This is a genomic window from Caenimonas koreensis DSM 17982 (assembly GCF_009646335.1).
GTDB classification, from domain to species: Bacteria; Pseudomonadota; Gammaproteobacteria; order Burkholderiales; family Burkholderiaceae_C; genus Ramlibacter; species Ramlibacter koreensis.
On the sequence record NZ_WJBU01000028.1, the window covers coordinates 1 to 20034 of the forward strand.

Here is a 20034-nt window from a genome sequence, read left to right on the forward strand (position 1 = left end):
TCCAACCGGGGGGCCTCCGGCGGCCCCTGCGGGGGGCTTAAAGAAAGGAAAATACAAGAGCCGAATTCAGCAGACCATGCAGGTCTGACTTACATCAACCGGTCTCCTCGAAACCCGGGGCGGTTCACACCGATGCGAACGTCGAAGCGGAGCAAATCTGCGCAAACCGGGCTGCAGGCCGCATGAACACTTGTGTTCGCCCTGATCTAGTCGCTCGATCTGAAAGTCGCTGCATTGCTTCGACTATCGAACACCATTGCATTGTTGCCATCCCCTGCAGTGCATTCAGGCTGTTAGTGGATGTCAAAGCAATGGGCCGAACTGGTTTGAATTTGGCGCATGGTTCGCCTATTGATTTCGGATTCTGTGGAGGTGTGGCATGGGCAAAGGCGGAATGAGGTGCGGGGCCGGAAGGCCGGGCTATCGGGTGAAGGCCGAACACCTTTGCAGCGTGGATGTGCGGGAATGGGCGCGGCGGGGCTACCTGCGCGGCGCTGGCGGGTTTTCCTGGAGCTGGCATAGGGGTGAGGAGCCAGCGGGGTCTATCCGCGTCTCTGTGCACGGCCCGGCGGCGCTGACTCTGGCCTACACGTTCGGCGCAGGCAACGACAAACGCAACGTGGCGGAACGGGTGAACGTGGTTTGCACGCCCTGCGCATACGGTGGATCGCGCCAATGGTTCGCTTGCCCGCGATGCGCGCGGCGCGTGGCAGTGCTGTACCTGCGCGGCGGCTATTTCGGCTGCAGGCTGTGCAAGCGCGTGGCCTATAGCTCGCAGTCTGAGGATGATCTCGACCGGCTCTGGCGCAGGCAGCACAAGATTGAGCGGCGACTAGACGATCACTGGCAACGACCGAAAGGCATGAGGCAACAAACGTATGACCGGCTGTTTGCTGAACTGTTGGAGTGCGAGGAGCGGCGCGAGGGGGCATTCGCGATGCTGGCAGCGCGGCTTATGGGCTGGCGCTGAACGGGCGGGGGGCATTGAATGTTTGGAACCACCTCGGAGTGAAACCGTAGGTACTCCCACGCAGAAAAGTTTTCCCCGGTTTGAATCAGCGAATCAAACGCGCCATGCAATCGACGGCGGCGATCAAACGATTGCGTAACTGCCCGTCAGTTGCAAAACGTTTGGAACCCGATCGTTTGACAAGTGACCGTGCGACCACCTGTCCCATTGATGTAGGTCTGATTGCCGATCCGCTGCGCGTTCCACGAGTTACCGCGATTGTCGGAACCGTATGTCTGGTTGCCGATTTGCTGACTGTTCCAGCTGTTGCCGCGATTGTCGGAACCGTAGTTTTGATTGCCGATCTGCTGGTTATTCCACGAATTGCCTTTGTTGTCGCTCCCGTAGGTTTGGCTCCCGATCTGCTGGGTCTGCCATGAATACCCGTTCGATCCCGATCCATAAACCGTCTGGGCAAATGCAGATGCGGTGAGCAAACCGAGAAGGGCTGCAGCAATTGTGGTTTTCATTCGCGTTCCTTGGAGTGGCAGCCCGCGATTCGCACGGGAGCGGTGTTGCGTGTCAATTTGCAACAGGGGCAGTGTGGCTCTTCCGTGCGCGCTCGTCATCTCCGTTCATCAGGTGTTTCACGTCGATGGCTGGGGGTATTTTTGGGGGTACTTGTGATTCTTTTCAGAGCGAAAGGCAGCATTCATGCGGGCTGGCGAGGATGATGTGAACGACGCCCTCCCGCCAGGCACATGCAAGCAACCCGCCCTCCGGCGGGTTTTTTGTTGCCCCCTCATCTGCGGGATAGGCTCCTTGCCCCTCGATGCCTACATTGGGCCATCCCAAGGAGCAGTTCATGTCCGCACGCAACGCTTTCTACATCGCCGCCGCCTTGTTGCTGGGTGCGCTGTCAACGGAAGTTGCGGACGACTGGTCGGCCCGAAGCCGCGCGGCAGAGGCCTGGTTCTACGCCCTGGTGCCGGCCATGCTCGATCTGCTTCACCCGGCTCCCACCTGGGCCGTCGCCACCGTGGTCTATTCCCTGCAATACCTCACGCTCGCATGGCTGCTCGAGGCGGCCTGGAAGGCCGTCAGTCCTTGCCGGCTGGCGCGCCAAGAATCCTGAGCAGGCGGTCGATCCGCCTGCGCGTGAGCGGGCCTTTGCCGCCAGACGACACCAGCGCTTCATCCACGACCTGCGCCGGCTGCGCGAATGAAAGCGGCAGCCCCGCCGTGATGAATTCGTCGTCCTGCACGACAAGCACCATCGCCTGAACACCCGGGTCGAGCGCAAGTGCCTGTGCCCGCGCGTGCAGGCTCTTGCGCGGCATAGGCCACAGGTGGCCCGCCGGCCCGGCTGTCCTGTCGGCGGTGCTGAAGAAGCAGCGCAGGCCGGCGGCCACTTGCGCCTTCCAGCGCTGCGTCGCAACTTCGACCGCGCGCTCGCCGCCCACGAACACATCGACCGGAATGCGCCCATCGCCCTCCACCAGCTGCGCGAGGAACTGCGGAATGTGCCGGCGCGAAATCTCGCCGCCACCGAACAGCGGCGCGAAGTTCACTTCGTTGACGATGGCGCCCGTGTCGTACCAGGGCCTTGAAATGTCGGTGGTGATGATGTCGATGCCGGCCACCGTCAGGCCGAACAGCGCGGCAGCCTTGGTGGCGATGCGCCGGTTCTCCGGGTGCACGAGTGCGCCGACATCTTCGTCGACGCCGCCTGCCGCCGTGGACTCGATGCGTCGCAGCGCAACGAGCGCGCCCTTCGGCGGCACTGAGTCTGCGCTGAATCCGCCGGCGGCCAGGGCGGCGCGGGCTGCGTCGTCGATCGGCTGGATTTCCGAACGTGACCATGGCGGCAGCAGTGCTTGCCGGGCGAGTTCGATCTCAACCAGTTTGTCCACCGGATGGACGCCGTCGCCGCAGACGGACATGGGCAGCCGCTTCACGGCGTACAGCAGTTTGCCGCCGGCCATGAACAGCCTGTGGCACACGCCGGCAACCTGCTTTTCGACGATGGCTTCGCGCGAACGCGACATGGCCGCGGCTTTGCCGAAGGCGTGCGCCAGGCTTGCTTCATCGCGAACGTCCACGAACACGCCTTCGCCCCGGTCACGGTCAGTGGGCTTGACCACCACAGGCCAGCCCAGTACCGCAGCCGCTTCGCGGGCCTGGGGCAAAGTCGCGGCGACGAAATGCTCGGGCGCGGGAAGGCCCGCCATGCGCATGGCCTGTGCAGCGATGACCTTGTTTTGCGACTGGCGCGCGCCAATCGCCGAGTCCTGCGTGACGGCGCTTCGATCCATGCGCCGGCCGCGCGCACCCCAGCCCAGCTGGTACACACCACCGCCCAGGTGGATGAACGGCATGCCCAGCCCGTGCGCCACACGCAGCACGGGCACGGTCGATTTGCCGCCCGGATTCAGGCCCTGGAGCCGTCCCGCGATCTTGTGGAGGTCGCGCAGCACCACTTCGATCTGCGCAGGCGGTGTCTGTGGCAGACCCATCTGTGCACAAGCGGCAAAGGCCGCCTTGATCGCCATGTCATGGCAGCGCGGTTGCAGATGATCGACGCGCGCCAACTCGATGTCGGCGGCAAAGCGCTGCGGCGCCGCTGCGCTTGGCTTCACCGAGACGATGCGCGGGGTGTCGAACACGGGCATCCGGCCCGCCAGCATCACTTCGCGTGCCAGCAGCAGACACAGGCCAAGCCAGCGCGTCGCGCGGGGATCGGCCGATGCCTCACAAGGAACGGGCACCGTGGTGTCGACACCCGCGTACTGCGCCAGCCGCGCGGCCAGCACATCGGCCTGCGCCCCCTCGGGCAACTCGAAGCCGACGGATTTGCCGAGCGTGATGACCAGCGGGTGGTGATGGCTCGTCATGGCGGCGGTTTGCGTTGCGCTGCCTGCCTCAGGATCTCCTGCGCGAGCTGCGTGCGTTTGACCTTGCCCTGTTCGGTGCGCGGGATTTTGTCCAGCACATAGACGTGCTGTGGCTTGTGGGCGCCGAGCCGGCGCGCGCCGAAATCGAAGAGCGACCTCGGTGTGGCCGTTGAGCCGGGTGCCAGCTCCACGGCACACACCGGCACTTGCTGGTGCAACGGGTCGCTGGCGGGCAGGGCGGCAACGTCGAGCACGTCGGGGTGTGCGGCAAACGCCCGCTCGATTTCAGCGGGGTAGATGTTGATGCCGTTCATGATCATCATGTCGTCGGCCCGGCCATAAAAAATCAGGTGTCCTGCGGCATTGAACTTGCCCAGGTCATTGGGTGTGAACCAGCCGTCTTTGAAGACCTTCGCCGTGGCGTCTTTGTCGCCCCAGTAGCCATCGCACAGGCCGGGGCTGCGGATGCGCAGCGAGCCAACGGTGCCCACAGGCACGGGCTCGCCATGGTCGTCGACGATCCTGATCTGCGCGCCCGCATCGACGCGCCCCACGGTGCCGGCCAGGTTGAAAATCTCGGGCGGACCGGCAGTGGTGATCTGGCCGCTTTCGTTCGTGCCGTAACGCACGTAGAGGTTGCCGGTGAGTGCGTCGCGGGCGCGAGCGCGCAAATCATCAGTGAGTGTGGACGACGCAACGAACATCGCGTCAAGGCCTGCCAGCGCGCGCGTGGTGCCGGCGGGCAGCGAGCGAATCATCATCTCGGTGTGATACACGGTCGTGTGCAGCACCGTGATGCCTTGCAGGGCGCACAGGCCGGGTGTTTCCGGCGACGTCGCGTTCCAGCGGGCGAAGGCGGCGCCCGCGTGCAGCGCTTCGAGCATGCGCAACTTGGTGCCAAAGAAGTCGAGATGGCTCATCGCGGCGACACGATCAGCGGCGCGCAACGGGCGCCAGCCCGTCTTGAGGTCGATGCGCCCGCGCAGCTGGGCATGTGTGAGCGGTATGAGCTTTGGCTCGCCTGTGGAGCCGGAGCCGCTGATCAGCACTGCCGGCCCGTGCGGCTCTCGCACAAACGGCGCCTGCGCGGCAACGGGGCGCATCAGGAGTTCGGCCGACACCTCCAGCGTGACTTGCGCCGTGCCCGGTTTCAGGGGGCGGTCGCTTGCCACGGCACGCGCGCCCGTGCGCGCCAGCAGCTCGCGATGCTGCCTGCCTGTGGCGCTGTGCGGCAACGACTGCACCGTGGCGCCGAGTCGCAGCACAGCCAGCAGGGTGACGGCGAGCAGCACTTCATCGATAAAGACGAGGCCACAGATGTCCCCGGGCTTCAGGCCCGCATCGGAGAGCGCAAGTGCGCAGGCGTTGACGGCTGCACCCAGGTTGCCATAGGGAACGATCGCCTCACGAAGGAGCAGGGCAGGCGCATCGGGCGCGACGGCGGCCCACTCACGCAGCTCGAAGACGACGTTGGTGCTGCCTGGCATCGACGGACGAATCACGCAGCCGTCACGTGGGCGCGCGCGTCCCTTGCACCATCTTCATCGCCGAGGCGATCAGGGCCGTCGTCTCCGTCATGTTGCTCGGCACGATCAGCGTGGTCGTCGCATCGGCTGCGACCCGGCTGTAGGCATCGACGGCGCGCTCGGCCACCTTCAGCTGCACGGCCTGCTCGCCGCCGGGCTGGCGAATGGCTGCCGCAATTCGCTCGATGGCAGCTGCCGTGGCGTTGGCCACGGCCGTGATCGCCCCGGCCTCACCTTCAGCCTTGTTGATCTGCGCCTGCTTCTCGCCTTCGGAGCGGGCGATGAACGCTTCGCGCTCGCCGGTGGCGATGTTGATCTGCTCTTGCCGGCGGCCTTCGGAAGCCGCGATGAGCGCGCGTTTTTCACGCTCGGCCGTGATCTGCGCCTGCATCGCATGCAGGATTTCCTTCGGGGGCGTCAGGTCCTTGATTTCATAGCGCAGCACCTTCACGCCCCAGTTGAGCGCTGCCTCGTCGATGGCCTGCACGACTTGCGCGTTGATGATGTCGCGCTCCTCGAATGTCTTGTCGAGTTCGAGCTTGCCGATCACGCTGCGCAGCGACGTTTGCGCGAGCTGCGTCACGGCCACGATGTAGTTCGACGAGCCGTAGCTGGCGCGCATCGGGTCCGTCACCTGGAAATACAGGATGCCGTCCACCTGCAGCTGCGTGTTGTCGCGTGTGATGCAGACCTGGCTGGGAACGTCGAGCGGGATTTCCTTCAGGCTGTGCTTGTAGGCGACCTTGTCGATGAACGGGAAAAGGATCTTCAGCCCCGGTGTGAGCGTGGCGTGGTATTTGCCCAGCCGCTCGACGACCCAGGCGTTTTGCTGCGGCACGATCTTGAACGACCGGCTGATGAAGATGATGGCAATGACGACGAGGGCGTACGCGAAATATTGCATGCGGTGCTTTCCTTGGGGTGCTTTCAGATCTTTTCGACGACAAGGCGGCTGCCACTGACCGACCGTACGCGGTGCGGCCCGGCGCCATGCGTGTCGCCCGTGCCAATGACTGTCCATTTGGCGCCGCGGTATTTCACTGTCGCCGTTCCATCGGCGTTCCAGCCGTCCACCTGCACCGTCTCGCCGATGTCGAGGTTGACGTCGCGGTTCGATTCGGCGGGCGCGTCGCTGGGCCGGCGGGAGCGAATCAGGTAGCAGCCGCCTACCGTGCAGCTGCCGACGATGGCCGCCGTGACGAGTTGCGTCGTCGTGTCCGCGCCCAAATGGGCTGCAATGGCCGCCGCGGCGACGCCAATGGCAAGCATCAGCAGGTAGAACGTGCCCGTGATGAGTTCAAGGGCGACCGCGATGCCCGCGACCACCCACCAGATTGTCGATTCCGCCATGCCAGTGTTACTCCTTGCGTTTGCAACGCAGGCCTATTTTGGGTCAATTCGGGTGCCACGCAAGATACCGCCACTCTTATTGCATACACTTCGCGCCTGTTTTCCAGTTTTTGAGGCCTGCCCAGGCTGAAAGCCCGCCCCATGAAATTTCGTTTTCCCATCGTCATCATCGACGAGGACTACCGCTCTGAAAACACGTCGGGCCTGGGCATTCGCGCTCTTGCCGAGGCGATCGAGGCCGAAGGTTTTGAAGTGCTGGGCGTCACGCGCTACGGCGACCTTTCCAGCTTTGCCCAGCAGCAAAGCCGCGCCAGCGCCTTCATCCTGTCGATCGACGACGAAGAGTTCACCCCCGGCCCGGACCTTGACCCCGCCGTGCTGAACCTGCGCAACTTCATCGAGGAAGTGCGCCGCAAGAACGCTGACGTGCCGATCTACGTGCACGGCGAAACCAAGACGTCGCGCCACATCCCCAACGACATCCTGCGCGAGCTGCACGGCTTCATCCACATGTTCGAGGACACGCCTGAATTCATGGCGCGCCACATCATCCGTGAAGCCAAGTCGTACCTCGAAGGTATACAGCCGCCGTTTTTCAAGGCGCTGCTCGACTACGCGGAAGACGGCTCGTATTCATGGCACTGCCCGGGGCATTCGGGTGGCGTGGCGTTCCTCAAGAGCCCGGTCGGGCAGATGTTCCACCAGTTCTTCGGCGAGAACATGCTGCGCGCCGACGTGTGCAACGCCGTGGACGAACTGGGGCAGTTGCTCGATCACACGGGGCCAGTCGCCGCGAGTGAGCGCAATGCGGCGCGCATCTTCAATGCGGATCACTGCTTCTTCGTCACGAACGGCACCTCCACCTCGAACAAGATGGTGTGGCACCACACCGTGGCGCCGGGCGACGTGGTGGTGGTGGACCGCAACTGCCACAAGTCGATCCTGCACGCGATCATCATGACGGGCTCTATCCCCGTCTTCATGAAGCCGACGCGCAACCACTTCGGCATCATCGGGCCGATTCCGCAGAGTGAATTTGAGCCCGCCGCCATCAAGGCGAAGATCCGCGCGAACCCGCTGCTCAAGGGCGTCGATGCCGACACCGTGAAGCCGCGTGTGATGACGGTAACGCAGTCCACCTACGACGGCGTTCTGTACAACACCGAAACGATCAAGAAGCTGCTCGACGGGTATGTCGACACGCTGCACTTCGACGAGGCATGGCTGCCGCACGCCGCGTTCCATCCGTTCTATGGCACCTACCACTCGATGGGTCGCAGCCGCACGCGCCCCAAGGAGGCGCTGACGTTTGCGACGCAATCCACACACAAGCTACTCGCCGGCATCAGCCAGGCCAGCCACGTGCTGGTGCAGGACTCGCAGAACCGCAAGCTCGACAGGCACCTCTTCAATGAGGCGTACCTGATGCACACGTCGACGAGCCCGCAGTATTCGATCATCGCGAGCTGCGACGTAGCCGCCGCGATGATGGAGCCGCCCGGCGGCACGGCGCTGGTGGAGGAATCGATTCTGGAAGCGCTCGACTTCCGCCGCGCGATGCGCAAGGTCGATGAGGAATACGGCAAGGACTGGTGGTTCAAGGTCTGGGGCCCGGACAAGCTGGTGGAAGAGGGCATTGGCCGCGCCGACGACTGGATCATCAAGGGCGAGGCTCGCACGGCCAAGTGGCACGGCTTCGGCAACCTGGCCGAAGGCTTCAACATGCTGGACCCGATCAAGTCCACCATCGTCACGCCGGGCCTGGACCTTCAAGGCAAGTTCGCCAAGACGGGCATCCCGGCTTCCATCGTCACGCGCTTTTTGGCGGAGCACGGCATCATCGTGGAGAAGACGGGCCTGTACAGCTTCTTCATCATGTTCACCATCGGCATCACCAAGGGCCGGTGGAACACGATGCTCACGGCGCTGCAGCAGTTCAAGGACGACTACGCGCGCAACCAGCCGATGTGGCGCATCCTGCCGGAGTTCTGCCAGCAGTTCCCGCGCTACGAGCGCATGGGCCTGGCTGACTTGTGCCAGCACATCCACGAGCTGTACGCCAAGTACGACATCGCCCGCCTGACGACGGACATGTACCTGTCCGACCTGACGCCGGCCATGAAGCCCAGCGATGCTTTCGCGTACATCGCCCACCGCCGGACCGAGCGCGTGGAGATCGACCACCTGGAAGGGCGCATCACGACGTCGCTCGTCACGCCATACCCGCCGGGCATTCCGCTGCTGATTCCGGGCGAAGTCTTCAACAAGAAGATCGTGGACTACCTGAAGTTCTCGCGCGAGTTCAATGCCCAGTGCCCTGGGTTCGAGACGGACATCCACGGGCTGGTGGAAGAGGCCGGGCCCGACGGCACGGTGCGCTACTACGCGGATTGCGTGAAGACCTGACTTCCGGCGCTGCGTTCCTGCTGCGTCATGTGCGCGGGTTGACTTGCCGTAGCAGGGTAGATACGGTCAGCGTCGTCGACCTTTGCACCGCCGGGCGCTCACACCATGAATGCCCCCGGCACCAGGCCGGGCGCAAGCAGGCCGGACGTCTCTGCAAATAGCGCCTCACAGGGCGCGACTTGGCTGCCGCTTCTTTCAACGTCGAGTACGCGCACAGCCACGAAGTTCTCGATACCCCCGATTGCCTCAAACTGCCGCACGCGCTCGAATTCATAGAGGAGTCCCTGGTCGAATTCAGGCGACTGCGACGTCTCGTGGGTCATCCATATCCAATAGTCCAGAGTCATCAGGCCGAACGAGCTTCTCGAAACGAGAGGCTGCAGAGCAAGACGCACCGATTCATCGGGGAATGCTGGAAGGGCCGGCGCGACCATCAGCCGCACACGCTCGGGGCGTCGGACGCCCTTGTCGCGCGCCTGCATGATTTGCGTTTCATTTAAAGCGGCGCAACTGAATTGCATGTTGCCTTGGCTCACGTCATTGAAGAACTTCGCCAGCCATGCCATGGCTGGCGCCATAAGTTCGGTCGGGCCCAGTACTTGCGGGAAGGCATCCATGCGATGACCGCTTGTCCCCTCGATCACATAGCGGCGGCCCACCTGCGTCGTGATCACGGGAGAAAAGCGCCCTTCGAGTTTCTGGCTGAGCCAATCGTCTTCACTGTTGAAGTGTTCTACGTCAGCCTCGTCGATGCGCCGGGACCCGAGCTTGTTCCTCAGATGCACGCTCAGCCCTGCGCTGTTGAATGCCGTGACTTGCACGTTGTTGCCGATCCCGGCGTACTGCGCGAACGCGCCTCCCAGCGAATGGCCCACCAGGTGAAGCGCCGCCCCTTCAGCCTGGCACTTGTGCCTGAAAGCCCTCACCAGTGTGTCGGCGTCTTCAAAGGCGCTGTCTGCAATTCCGATTCCCTGCGCTACCAGAGACTTGAGCAAACCCTTCTGCTTGGGAAAATTCAGCCCTGTGAAGACGAGGAAATAGGTGGTGCCGCCACCGTGGCGATCGATGTAGACACCGACCCTCAGCGGTGCCCAGGGGCCGCCACTGAGTTGTCCGGCTTCGGCGTCGTAGTGAAACTTGGCCAGCTTGCCCGTGCCGTTCGGGTAAGCCGCGTGCCCTCGGGGCAGTATGTCTTGTGGAAGCTCATGGACCGCCGCGCGCTCCATGCGGTCCACCGGCAGAGGTCCTGCATAGGGAGTTGCGCAACTCGTGACAAAGGCCAGCGCTGCCGGAACGCGCACCCGTGCCGCCTCATCGGCTGTCAAACGCACTTGCGTGCCTCGTTGCATGAATGCACTCGAGTTCACGATGTCATCGCCTAACTGCACACACGCTCTCGCGATGGAGGCGGGCATCACGCTTTCCGCCACCGCAAGTGTGGAGGCTGCGGGCACCCGCACCAAGGCGTCCATGAGGTCGTGTATTGACTGCTCAGCGGTGGAAACGGCGCTTGCGAGCAACTTGACAGTGCCCCCAATTACGTTGGCGACGCCATGAATGGCGCACCCCGCGTTGTAGCCCGGCCCGCGGCCCATTCCGTCCTGAACCAGGTCGCCTAACTTATGGAGAGGTCTGCCCAACACGCACATTGGCACCTCTTCGACCAGCGTGCCCAGGGTCTGTTCCGTGTTCCATGTGGTGAAGCTTCTGCCGGGACGCCGGAATGGGTTGGCAGCAGCACGGGGTGGATTCGGCGTCTCAACTTGCATCGGCCTGTGCCGAGGAGTCCGTTCATCGATCGGGTGGCCGAAATCGGGTTCTGGCGCGACGTGGAAGGTGACTGGTCGGGTGGATGTGGTGCGGTTCATGGTCAAATTGCCCGCAATGGGCTCAATTCCAGTTGAGTGACGGACATGGGTCCGGTGTTCCACCCGAATCCAAGACATACGACTTGCCCGGCATGTAACGCCCATGCCGGGATTTCCGCGGTTCATCGCATGACGACGCGGCCTGTCGCATAGGCGGTGCGGCGCGTTCGCCGGATGCCTAAAGTCCAACCCGTCGAGCCATTGGAGGCCCGATCAAGGAAGGACACCATGAACACCCGCAACACCCCCGCCAACTCGTTTTTCCCGCGCCGCGATGCTTCGGGCGCACTTCACATTGCGCTCTTCGCCGCAGCCGCCGGATTGACGGCGGTGATGTGGTTGTCGGCCTTCGGGGCGGGCACCCAGCCGCGCGGTTATGTGGCCGAGATGATGGCCCAGGCGCCGCTGCGTGTGCAGCTGCCGCGTGTCGAGATCGTGGGCAACCGCAGCGCGATCGCCGGCCTGGACGCCAGCGAAGTCGCCTGCGCCGCCGACCGCAATCACAAGCCGGGCTGAGGCCTGAAACCGAGGTAATCTCACAAGCCATGGAAGCCAACTCCTCCCCGCCAGGCCGCCCGCCGCTCATTCAGTGGCTGCTGCGTGTGAACGGCGAAGTCTCGCAATGGGTCGCTTCCATGTCGTGGTGGCGCCTGATCGTTCTGTTCATCGTGATCCTCATGGTGGGCGGCATCATCGGCGACGTGCTCCACCTCAAGCACGAGTCCATCAACGTGCGGGACAACACGAAGATCCCCAAGAATGTGACCGTGACGATTGGTGGCGTGAAGATCACCAAGGGCCCGCACGGCAAGACGATCGAGAAGGTACCCGCCGACAAGGAAGGCGCCGATACGCCCACGCCACCGACGCCGCCCGGCACGGCTGCCAGCGAGCCGAGCATCGTCGTGCAGACCGACGGTGATGAAGACGATGAGGACATCAAATACATCCGCCAGCGGGTGATCACGGCAGGCGGCATTCTGGGCGACCTGGGCAGCGTCGTGCTGGTGCTGCTGTTCGGCTATCTCGTCGCGGCCAAGATCGTTGTGAAGAAGGTAGCGCAGGCCGACGAGAAGGTGCGCACGGCCAACGACGCCGCCGAGCGTGAGGCGATGGAGCGGCAGCTGGTGCAGGCCAAGTTGCAGGTGTTGCAGGCGCAGGTCGAGCCGCACTTCCTGTTCAACACGCTGGCCGCTGTTGATTACCTGATCGAGACCGAGCCACCGCGTGCCTCGAAGATGCAGAAGGCGCTGATCACCTATCTGCGCGGCGCGCTGCCCCAGCTGCGCCAGGAGTCGTCGACAGTCGGCCGCGAGATGCGCCTGATCCGCTCATACTTGGAGCTGCTGAAGATGCGCATGGAAGACAGGCTTGAAGTGGAATACGCGGTGCCTGAATCACTGGAGTCCGCTGAGTTTCCGCCCATGATGCTGCAGTCGCTCGTCGAGAACGCCATCAAGCATGGCATCGAGCCCAAGCCCGAAGGCGGCAAGATTCGTGTCGCCGCCAGCGTGCAGAACGCGCAGCTGTCGGTCGAGGTGAGCGATACCGGTGTCGGCGTGCCCGACGGCGATTTGCTCGACGGCCCGACATCCGGCACGGGCGTCGGCCTGCAGAACATCCGTGACCGGCTGGCCATGCTCTATCCGGGCAAGAGCCGCCTGATGCTGATCTCTGATCCGGCCAAGGGCACGGTGCTGAAGATCACGATTCCGTTCCGCGTGGGCAATCAGCCGGCTGCCCCGTCACCCGCAGAATCAGTCACATGAACACCAAACTGAGGGCGCTGGTCGCCGACGACGAGAGGCTTTTGCGTGAGCAACTCAAGAGCCGTCTTGCGCAAGTGTGGCCGGAGCTCGAAGTGGTCGGCGAGGCGCGGGATGGCCAGGAAGCGGTGCAGAAGGCCGACGAGCTGCGGCCCGACATCGTGTTCCTGGACATCCGCATGCCGGGCCTCACGGGCATCGAGGCGGCGAGCGAAATCGTGACGCTCGACTCGTGGCAGGGCGAGATTGTTTTTGTGACGGCCTATGACGAGTACGCCGTAGCCGCTTTCGAGCGCGGCGCGCTCGACTACTTGCTCAAGCCCGTAGAGACGGAGCGGCTCGCGCAAACGGCGCAACGCGTGAAGGCCCGGCTGCAGACGCGCAAGGTCATTGCCGAAAGCGGCGAAGCAGCAGGCGGGCAGGGCGCGGCAGGTGCAGTGGATGAAGCAGCCCTCGATGCATTGCTGCAAAAGTTCATGAGAGCCAGCCAGGGCCTCAATGGCGCGCCCAGTGGCGAGCCGCCCATGCGCTGGATTCAGGCGACGACCGGCGCGACCACCAAGTTGATCGACGTAAAGGACGTGCTGTTTTTCAGGTCAGACGAGAAGTACACCCGCGTGCAGACGAAGGACCATGAGGCCTTTATCCGCACGCCGATTCGCGAGCTGATGCCGCGACTGGATGGCCAGCAGTTCTGGCAGATCCACCGCTCCACCATCGTGAATCTCAGTGCGATTGCGGCAGTGACGCGCGACGATACCGGTCGGCAGCGAGTCCATATCAGCGGGCACCCGGAGGTGCTTGAGGTAAGCCGCACGTTTGCCCACCTGTTCCGCGCGTCGTGACCGTGCGGGGCGGGTGGGCTGTTTTTTGGGTGCAGGCCACCCCTGCATCAAGCCTCGCCGCTCTCGCCCAGCCCGCCGACGATCTTGCTGTAGCCGCCATCCACGTAGCTGATCTCGGCCGTCATGCCGGCAGACAGGTCGCTCAGCAAAAACGCCGCGACATTGCCGACGTCTTCGATCGTCACGTTGCGGCGGATCGGCGATGCCTTGGCGACCGCCGACAGGATCTTGCCGAAGTCCTTGATTCCGCTGGCGGCAAGCGTCTTGATCGGGCCGGCGCTGATGCCATTGACGCGAATGCCGTGCGGCCCGAGCGAGCTGGCCAGGTAACGCACCGATGCCTCCAGCGACGCCTTGGCCAGACCCATCGTGTTGTAGTGCGGAACCACGCGCTCGGCCCCCAGGTAGCTCAGCGTGAGCAGCGACGATTTGTCGTTGAGCCGGGGCAACGCCGCTTTGGTCATCGCCGGGAAGCTGTAAGCGCTGATGTCGTGCGCAATCCTGAATGCCTCGCGCGACAGGCCGTCGAGAAAGTCACCGGCAATGGCCTCGCGCGGGGCAAAACCAATAGCGTGTACAAAGCCGTCGAACTTCGGCCAGACTGCACCCAGGTCATCGAACATTTTTGCGATCTGCTCGTCGCTGCCGACGTCGCAATCGAAGATGAGGCTCGAGCCGCATTCGGCGGCGAATTCTGTGATGCGATCCTTGAACCGCTCGCCGACGTAGCTGAAAGCCAGCTCGGCGCCCTGCGCATGGCACGCCTTGGCGATGCCGTAAGCGATGGAGCGGTTGGATAACACGCCCGTGATCAACAACTTCTTGCCCGCTAGAAAGCCCATGGTTTTCCCGAATCAAAAAAATACCGTGCAGAATTGTCGCATGCGTGGTTTTACGTTTTTACTCGCGACGCTCCTTGCCGCGCCGTGCTGGGCCGCACCCGGCTATGCCGTGTGGGGGACTTTCAAGTACCAACCCGGGTTCACTCACTTCGACTATGTGAATCCGAACGCGCCGAAGGGCGGCGAGTTGCGGATGGTGGCGGGCTCGCGCATCTCCTCCTACGACAAATACAACCCCTTCACGCTGCGCGGCAACGCACCGTCATTTACCGATGAGCTGCTGTTCGAGGGCCTGCTCGCTTCACCGTATGACGAGATCGGTGTCAGCTATGGCCTGATCGCCGAAGACGTCGAGGTGCCCGCTGACCTGAAGTCGGCGACGTTCCGCATCCGCTCCGAAGCGCGCTTTCACAATGGTGATCCGGTCAAGGCGTCGGATGTGAAGTACAGCTTCGACACCCTCAACTCGAAGTTTGCGCATCCGAAGTACGCGACGGTCTTTGCCGATGTCGAGGCATGCGACGTTATCGATGAGCGCACCGTGCGCTTTCGCTTCAAGAAGACAGACAGGCAACTGCCGCTCGTGGTGGGCGCCATGCCGATCTTCTCGTCCAAGTGGGGCATGGAGAACGGCAAGAACAAGCCCTTCGACCAGGTCGTGACGGACATCCCGATCGGCAGCGGCCCGTACAAGATCTTGCAAGGCAAATCGTTTGGCCGCGATGCAACGTTTGCCCGTGACCCGAACTACTGGGGCCGCAACCTGGCCGTTCGCAAGGGCACGAACAACTTCGACCGCATCACGGTCAAGATCTATCGCGACAGCACGGCGCAGCTCGAAGCGTTGAAGGCGGGCGAGTTCGACCTGATGCAGTTCTTCTCGGCCGGCGACTGGACGCGGCGCATGAACAGCAAGCGCGTGAGGAGCGGCGAGATCGTCAAGGAAGAGTTCAAGCACAAGCTGCCTGAAGGCTTCTACAGCTACGTGCTGAACCTGCGCCAGCCCAAGTACCAGGACAGGCGCGTGCGCATGGCGCTCGAGCTGGCCATGGACTACGAGTGGATGAACCTGCACCTGTTCCGCGGTGCCTACAAGCGCGTGAAAGGCGTCTTCGGCAACACAGACTGTGAAGCCAACGGCCTGCCTTCGCCGCAGGAGCTGGCGTTGCTTGAGCCGTTCCGGGCCACATTGCCGGCTGAAACATTCGGGCCGATGGCGGTCGCGCCGAATACGGACCCGCCGAACTCCCTGCGCGACAACATGCGCAAGGCCCAGGCGTTGCTTGCGCAAGCCGGCTGGACCTTGCGTGATGGTGCGCTGCGCGACGCCAAGGGCAATGCGTTTGTGATCGAGTTTCTCGACAGCACCGAGGCGCGAGGCGCCACGACAACGGCCGCCTGGCGGCGTGCACTCTCGCAACTGGGTATCGAGTTCCGGTTGCGCGAGGTGGACTTCGCGCTCTGGCAGGAAAGGCTGGAGTCGAACAAGTTCGACATGCTGTCGATCTCGTTTCCAGGCACGCACTTTCCGGGCGCCGACTACGCCGACCTGTTCGGCAGCAAGGCGGCCGATATTCCCGGCTCTGGCAATTACAGCGGCATCAAGAGCCCCGCGATCGACGCGCTCGTCGCGAATCTCACCGTGGCCGACAACCGTGACGCGTACCTTGCCACCTGCCGCGCGCTTGACCGCACGATTGCGCATGGCCACTACATGATCCCCGCCTGGACGACCACGGGCCGGCGTATCGCCTATTCGCCGTGGCGGGTCGTGCGGCCCCCGGTGGTGCCCGCGTATCCACCTGAAGGTGTTCCGTACATGAACTGGTTCATGACCGTCTGGTGGGCGCAGCTTCCGCCCAAGTCCGCCAACTGATCGAGGCATATGGCCGCCTATATCTTCAAACGCATCCTGCTGATGCTGCCGACCCTGTTCGGCGTTCTGCTCGTGACATTCACGGTCACGCAATTCGTGCCCGGCGGGCCTGTCGAGCAATACATGGCCGAAGCCAAACGCGTGGGCGGCGGTGGCGATACCTCCTCGTATCGGGGCGGGCAGGGCGTGAACCCCAAGCGCATCGAGGAAATCAAGAAGATGTATGGTTTCGACCGGCCGCCGGCAGAACGCTTCTGGAAGATGCTTGGCCAGTACGCCACCTTCGATCTGGGCAAGAGCTTCCAGCAGAACAAACCGGTCGCACAGCTGATTCTTGACAAGCTGCCGGTATCGATCAGCCTGGGGCTGTGGACGTTCTTCATCAGCTACCTGGTGGCGGTTCCGCTGGGCGTGGCCAAGGCCGTGCGGGCGGGCTCACGGTTTGACTTCTTCTCAACGATCCTCGTGCTGGTGGGCTACGCAATACCCGGCTTCGTGCTGGGCCTGTTCCTGCTCGTGATCTTTGGCGGGCAGCTGGAATGGTTTCCGCTGCGCGGGCTGACATCGGCCAACTGGGACGAGCTCAGCTGGCCGTCGCGAATCGTTGATTACCTGTGGCACATCACCTTGCCGGTGACGGCCATGGTGCTCGGCAGTTTCGCCGTCACAACGATGCTGACCAAAAACGCCTTCCTCGAAGAGATTCGCAAGCAATACGTGTTGACGGCCCGTGCCAAGGGGCTGCCTGAGCGCCGCGTGCTCTGGAAGCATGTCTTCCGCAATTCGCTGCTGCCGATCCTCACCGGCTTTCCCGCAGCGTTCATCGGCGCGTTCTTCACGGGAGCGCTGCTGATCGAGACACTGTTCTCGCTCGACGGCCTGGGCCTGCTGAGCTACGAGAGCATCATCCGGCGCGACTATCCGGTCGTGCTTGGATCGCTGTTTGTCTTCACGTTGATCGGCCTTGTCACCAAGCTGATCAGTGACCTGAGTTATGTCTGGGCCGATCCCCGTGTCAAATTCGATTGAACTCCCCGCAGCGGAGCAAGCCGCAGCTGCTGCCGCGGCACCGGCATCCGTGAGTAACAGCCCGACGGCGCGCGCCTGGCGGCGGTTCCGCAAGAATCGCCTGGGCTTCACCAGCCTCGTGATCTTCACGGCCATGCTCGTGCTCAGCCTGTTCGCCGAGGTCATCTCCAACGACAAGCCGCTGGTGGTGCACTACAGCGGCCAGTACTACTTTCCGATGGTCAAGGACTACTCGGAAAAGACGTTTGGCGGCGACTTCGAAGCGCCGACCGACTATCACGATCCGTTCATCACGCAGAAGATGTCCGAGAGCGGCAACTGGATGCTGTTCACGCTCAATCCGTACGGCTCGAAAACACTGGCGTACTACTCGAAGTATCCGTTCCCAAGCCCGCCCTCCAAGGACAACTGGCTGGGCACCGATGAGCGCGGGCGCGACCTGCTCGCGCAGCTGCTCTACGGCTTTCGCCTGAGCGTGTTGTTCGGCCTGGCGTTGATGGTGGTCGGCGTCGTGGTGGGCATCGTCACGGGCGCCGTGCAGGGCTACTTTGGCGGCTGGACCGATCTGTCGTTCCAGCGATTCATCGAGATCTGGGAGTCGATGCCGGAGCTTTACCTGCTGATCATTTTCAGCGCCATCTTCACGCCCAGCGTCGTATTGCTTGTGTTGCTGCTGAGCCTGTTCGGCTGGACCAGTCTGTCGAATTACGTGCGCGCCGAGTTTTTGCGCAATCGCCAGATGGACTATGTGCGCGCTGCCCGAGCGCTAGGTGTGAGCAACAGCCAGATCATGTGGCGCCACATCATGCCCAACAGCATGACGCCCGTTGTCACGTTCATGCCGTTCCGCATGAGCGCGGCGATTCTGGCGCTCACGTCGCTCGACTTCCTGGGTCTTGGTGTTCCGCCCGGCACGCCCTCGTTGGGCGAGTTGCTGCAGCAAGGCAAGCAGAACCTGGATGCGTGGTGGATTTCCCTCTCCGCGTTTGTCGTGCTGGTGTTGACGCTTTCGCTGCTCACCTTCATGGGTGATGCGCTGCGTGATGCGCTCGATCCCCGGAAGGCAGACGTATGAACGCGCTGCTCGACGTCAAAGGCCTGCGTGTTTCATTCGGTTCGAAGGAAGTCGTGCACGGCATTGACTTCACCATCGGTGCTGGTGAACGCCTTGCCCTTGTTGGCGAATCTGGCTCGGGCAAGACCGTGTCGGCACTGAGCTTGCTGGGCTTGGTGCAGAACGCGAAGGTCTGCGGCACGGCGACCTTCAGTGGCCTGACTGACCAGCCGCCCCGCGACCTGATTTCCATGCCCGAGCGCGACATGCTCGCGCTGCGTGGCCGCGAGATCGCGATGATCTTCCAGGAGCCGATGACCGCGCTGAACCCGCTGTACCCAATCGGTGACCAGATTGCCGAGGTGCTCCAGCTCAAGGAAGGCCTGACGCGTCGCGAAGCATGGAATGCCGCGATCGAAGCGCTGCGCGCCACCGGGATTCCCGAGCCGGATCGCAGGGCCACGGCCTTTGCGCACCAGCTGTCGGGCGGGCAGCGGCAGCGCGCGATGATCGCCATGGCTCTGGCCGGGCGTCCGCGTTTGCTGCTGGCTGATGAGCCAACCACCGCTCTCGACGTGACGCTGCGCGGGCAAATCCTGGACCTGCTCGCCCAGATCCAGCAGAGCAACGGCATGTCGATGCTGCTGATCACGCATGACCTGAACCTCGTGCGCAAATTCGCGAATCGCGTCGCCGTGATGGAGAACGGGCACATCGTCGAACAAGGCGCGGTAGAAGAGATTTTCGCGAATCCCCAGCACCCCTACACACGCAAGCTGATCGACAGCCGTCCTGAGCGCGATGTCGTCGAAAGCGATGTGGGCCAGGCCGAACCCGTCATGGTCGCCAAGGGCATGAAGGTCAGCTATCCGGTGCGGCTCGCAGGATTCAAGGGCTGGTTCAAGAAGGGCGAGTTCGTTGCGGTGAAGAATGCCCAGTTCGAGATCAAGCCGGGCCGCACGCTCGGCGTGGTCGGCGAGTCCGGGTCGGGTAAATCGACGCTCGCTTTGGCTGCGCTTGGACTGATGCCGCACAAGGGCGAACTCGCCGTGGTCGGCAAGGGCTGGGGGCCGGACTCCGCATCGAACAAGTCGATCCGGCGCGTGGTGCAGGTCGTGTTCCAGGACCCGTTCTCGTCGCTGTCGCCGCGCATGACCGTCGAAGAAATCGTCGGCGAGGGGCTGCTGGTGCACGAGCCCTCGCTGTCGCTGGAGCAGCGGCGCCAGCGCGTGGTCGAAGTGCTCCATGACGTGGGTTTGACCGAGGCCCAGTTCCCCGGTCTGCTGCACCGCTATCCGCACGAATTCTCGGGTGGCCAGCGGCAGCGCCTGGCAGTCGGGCGCGCGCTGATCGTGCAGCCGCAACTGCTGATCCTGGATGAGCCGACCAGCGCGCTGGACGTGACGATCCAGAAACAGGTGCTCAAGCTGCTTCAAAAGCTGCAGCGCGAGCGCGGCCTGAGCTACCTGCTGATCACGCACGACGTGGATGTCATCCGCGCCATGGCGCACGACGTGCTCGTCATGAAGGACGGCGACATCGTGGAAACCGGAACGGTGCGTGAAGTGCTGGACTCGCCACGTGAGGAATACACCCGGACGCTGGTCGCTGCGGCCGCCTGAGCAATGG

Annotated in this window: 17 protein-coding genes; 10 read left to right on the top strand and 7 right to left on the bottom strand. The window is 63.2% G+C overall.

The genetic code is table 11. From position 1 onward, the window contains the following. Window positions 1–427: 427 nt before the first annotated feature. The gene (locus tag GHT07_RS20215; RefSeq protein ID WP_153586902.1) at window positions 428–970 is read left to right on the top strand and encodes a hypothetical protein; all 543 of its coding nucleotides are present in this window, start codon (window positions 428–430) and stop codon (window positions 968–970) included. Between the two features lie 146 nt (window positions 971–1116). Here GHT07_RS20215 and GHT07_RS20220 read toward each other — a convergent pair whose 3' ends face one another. Continuing rightward, entirely contained in the window at window positions 1117–1479 is a 363-nt protein-coding gene (locus tag GHT07_RS20220) for a hypothetical protein (RefSeq protein WP_228488465.1), read from the bottom strand. A gap of 335 nt (window positions 1480–1814) precedes the next feature. Here GHT07_RS20220 and GHT07_RS20225 point away from each other — a divergent pair, with 335 nt between their 5' ends. Beyond that, window positions 1815–2084 carry a hypothetical protein gene (locus tag GHT07_RS20225; RefSeq protein ID WP_153586903.1) on the top strand — a complete coding sequence of 90 codons (270 nt, stop codon included), beginning with the start codon at window positions 1815–1817 and terminating at the stop codon, window positions 2082–2084. On the opposite strand, the gene GHT07_RS20230 is transcribed toward GHT07_RS20225, so the two are convergent. From GHT07_RS20230 to GHT07_RS20245, 4 genes are read right to left on the bottom strand one after another with little or no spacing between them, the layout of a single operon-like run. Further along, a complete protein-coding gene (locus GHT07_RS20230; protein WP_153586904.1) occupies window positions 2050–3843 on the bottom strand; it encodes a carboxylate--amine ligase in 1794 nt (597 codons plus the stop codon). The genes GHT07_RS20225 and GHT07_RS20230 overlap by 35 nt on opposite strands. After that, complete coding sequence (locus tag GHT07_RS20235) at window positions 3840–5330, bottom strand: class I adenylate-forming enzyme family protein (protein WP_153586905.1); 1491 nt, start codon at window positions 5328–5330, stop codon at window positions 3840–3842. The genes GHT07_RS20230 and GHT07_RS20235 overlap by 4 nt, the downstream gene beginning before the upstream one ends. 22 nt (window positions 5331–5352) lie before the next feature. Continuing rightward, window positions 5353–6273 carry an SPFH domain-containing protein gene (locus GHT07_RS20240; protein ID WP_153586906.1) on the bottom strand — a complete coding sequence of 307 codons (921 nt, stop codon included), beginning with the start codon at window positions 6271–6273 and terminating at the stop codon, window positions 5353–5355. A 23-nt stretch (window positions 6274–6296) separates the two neighbouring features. Further along, window positions 6297–6719 carry an NfeD family protein gene (locus GHT07_RS20245; protein WP_153586907.1) on the bottom strand — a complete coding sequence of 141 codons (423 nt, stop codon included), beginning with the start codon at window positions 6717–6719 and terminating at the stop codon, window positions 6297–6299. Between the two features lie 141 nt (window positions 6720–6860). On the opposite strand from GHT07_RS20245, the gene GHT07_RS20250 reads away from it, so the two are divergent. Further along, on the top strand, window positions 6861–9125 hold the full coding sequence (locus GHT07_RS20250) for an arginine/lysine/ornithine decarboxylase (RefSeq protein ID WP_153586908.1): 2265 nt from the start codon (window positions 6861–6863) through the stop codon (window positions 9123–9125). A 98-nt stretch (window positions 9126–9223) separates the two neighbouring features. On the opposite strand, the gene GHT07_RS20255 is transcribed toward GHT07_RS20250, so the two are convergent. Continuing rightward, window positions 9224–10993, bottom strand: coding sequence for a hypothetical protein (locus GHT07_RS20255; RefSeq protein ID WP_153586909.1), 1770 nt, complete (start codon window positions 10991–10993; stop codon window positions 9224–9226). A gap of 228 nt (window positions 10994–11221) precedes the next feature. On the opposite strand from GHT07_RS20255, the gene GHT07_RS20260 reads away from it, so the two are divergent. Genes GHT07_RS20260 through GHT07_RS20270 form a run of 3 tightly spaced genes read left to right on the top strand, consistent with a single transcriptional unit; the run spans window position 11222 to window position 13604 of the window. Continuing rightward, window positions 11222–11509 (top strand): hypothetical protein, encoded by a 288-nt coding sequence (locus GHT07_RS20260; RefSeq protein WP_153586910.1) that lies wholly within the window; start codon window positions 11222–11224, stop codon window positions 11507–11509. A 29-nt stretch (window positions 11510–11538) separates the two neighbouring features. Continuing rightward, entirely contained in the window at window positions 11539–12762 is a 1224-nt protein-coding gene (locus GHT07_RS20265) for a sensor histidine kinase (protein ID WP_153586911.1), read from the top strand. Continuing rightward, window positions 12759–13604, top strand: a complete 846-nt coding sequence (locus GHT07_RS20270; protein WP_153586912.1) for a LytR/AlgR family response regulator transcription factor — start codon at window positions 12759–12761, stop codon at window positions 13602–13604. Before GHT07_RS20265 ends, GHT07_RS20270 begins: the two co-directional genes overlap by 4 nt. A gap of 47 nt (window positions 13605–13651) precedes the next feature. Here GHT07_RS20270 and fabI read toward each other — a convergent pair whose 3' ends face one another. Further along, window positions 13652–14446 carry an enoyl-ACP reductase FabI gene (fabI, locus tag GHT07_RS20275; protein ID WP_153586913.1) on the bottom strand — a complete coding sequence of 265 codons (795 nt, stop codon included), beginning with the start codon at window positions 14444–14446 and terminating at the stop codon, window positions 13652–13654. A gap of 40 nt (window positions 14447–14486) precedes the next feature. Here fabI and GHT07_RS20280 point away from each other — a divergent pair, with 40 nt between their 5' ends. The 4 genes from GHT07_RS20280 to GHT07_RS20295 are packed head-to-tail and all read left to right on the top strand — an operon-like array spanning window position 14487 to window position 20027. Then, window positions 14487–16322 carry an extracellular solute-binding protein gene (locus GHT07_RS20280; RefSeq protein ID WP_153586914.1) on the top strand — a complete coding sequence of 612 codons (1836 nt, stop codon included), beginning with the start codon at window positions 14487–14489 and terminating at the stop codon, window positions 16320–16322. Between the two features lie 9 nt (window positions 16323–16331). Continuing rightward, the gene (locus GHT07_RS20285; protein WP_153586915.1) at window positions 16332–17351 is read left to right on the top strand and encodes a microcin C ABC transporter permease YejB; all 1020 of its coding nucleotides are present in this window, start codon (window positions 16332–16334) and stop codon (window positions 17349–17351) included. After that, on the top strand, window positions 17317–18426 hold the full coding sequence (locus tag GHT07_RS20290) for an ABC transporter permease (RefSeq protein ID WP_153586916.1): 1110 nt from the start codon (window positions 17317–17319) through the stop codon (window positions 18424–18426). The genes GHT07_RS20285 and GHT07_RS20290 overlap by 35 nt, the downstream gene beginning before the upstream one ends. Next, window positions 18423–20027: an ABC transporter ATP-binding protein gene (locus GHT07_RS20295; protein ID WP_153586917.1), complete on the top strand. Its 1605-nt coding sequence runs from the start codon at window positions 18423–18425 to the stop codon at window positions 20025–20027. Before GHT07_RS20290 ends, GHT07_RS20295 begins: the two co-directional genes overlap by 4 nt. Window positions 20028–20034 lie beyond the last annotated feature (7 nt).

Excerpts from the sequence above, each read along its gene's own strand:
- GHT07_RS20280 (WP_153586914.1), top strand. The coding sequence starts at position 14,487 with ATGCGTGGTTTTACGTTTTTACTCGCGACGCTCCTTGCCGCGCCGTGC.
- GHT07_RS20270 (WP_153586912.1), top strand. The coding sequence starts at position 12,759 with ATGAACACCAAACTGAGGGCGCTGGTCGCCGACGACGAGAGGCTTTTG.
- GHT07_RS20235 (WP_153586905.1), bottom strand. The coding sequence starts at position 5,330 with ATGCCAGGCAGCACCAACGTCGTCTTCGAGCTGCGTGAGTGGGCCGCC.
- GHT07_RS20290 (WP_153586916.1), top strand. The coding sequence starts at position 17,317 with ATGTCTGGGCCGATCCCCGTGTCAAATTCGATTGAACTCCCCGCAGCG.
- GHT07_RS20295 (WP_153586917.1), top strand. The coding sequence starts at position 18,423 with ATGAACGCGCTGCTCGACGTCAAAGGCCTGCGTGTTTCATTCGGTTCG.
- GHT07_RS20285 (WP_153586915.1), top strand. The coding sequence starts at position 16,332 with ATGGCCGCCTATATCTTCAAACGCATCCTGCTGATGCTGCCGACCCTG.
- fabI (WP_153586913.1), bottom strand. The coding sequence starts at position 14,446 with ATGGGCTTTCTAGCGGGCAAGAAGTTGTTGATCACGGGCGTGTTATCC.
- GHT07_RS20220 (WP_228488465.1), bottom strand. The coding sequence starts at position 1,479 with ATGAAAACCACAATTGCTGCAGCCCTTCTCGGTTTGCTCACCGCATCT.
- GHT07_RS20225 (WP_153586903.1), top strand. The coding sequence starts at position 1,815 with ATGTCCGCACGCAACGCTTTCTACATCGCCGCCGCCTTGTTGCTGGGT.
- GHT07_RS20230 (WP_153586904.1), bottom strand. The coding sequence starts at position 3,843 with ATGACGAGCCATCACCACCCGCTGGTCATCACGCTCGGCAAATCCGTC.
- GHT07_RS20255 (WP_153586909.1), bottom strand. The coding sequence starts at position 10,993 with ATGAACCGCACCACATCCACCCGACCAGTCACCTTCCACGTCGCGCCA.
- GHT07_RS20265 (WP_153586911.1), top strand. The coding sequence starts at position 11,539 with ATGGAAGCCAACTCCTCCCCGCCAGGCCGCCCGCCGCTCATTCAGTGG.
- GHT07_RS20260 (WP_153586910.1), top strand. The coding sequence starts at position 11,222 with ATGAACACCCGCAACACCCCCGCCAACTCGTTTTTCCCGCGCCGCGAT.
- GHT07_RS20240 (WP_153586906.1), bottom strand. The coding sequence starts at position 6,273 with ATGCAATATTTCGCGTACGCCCTCGTCGTCATTGCCATCATCTTCATC.
- GHT07_RS20245 (WP_153586907.1), bottom strand. The coding sequence starts at position 6,719 with ATGGCGGAATCGACAATCTGGTGGGTGGTCGCGGGCATCGCGGTCGCC.
- GHT07_RS20250 (WP_153586908.1), top strand. The coding sequence starts at position 6,861 with ATGAAATTTCGTTTTCCCATCGTCATCATCGACGAGGACTACCGCTCT.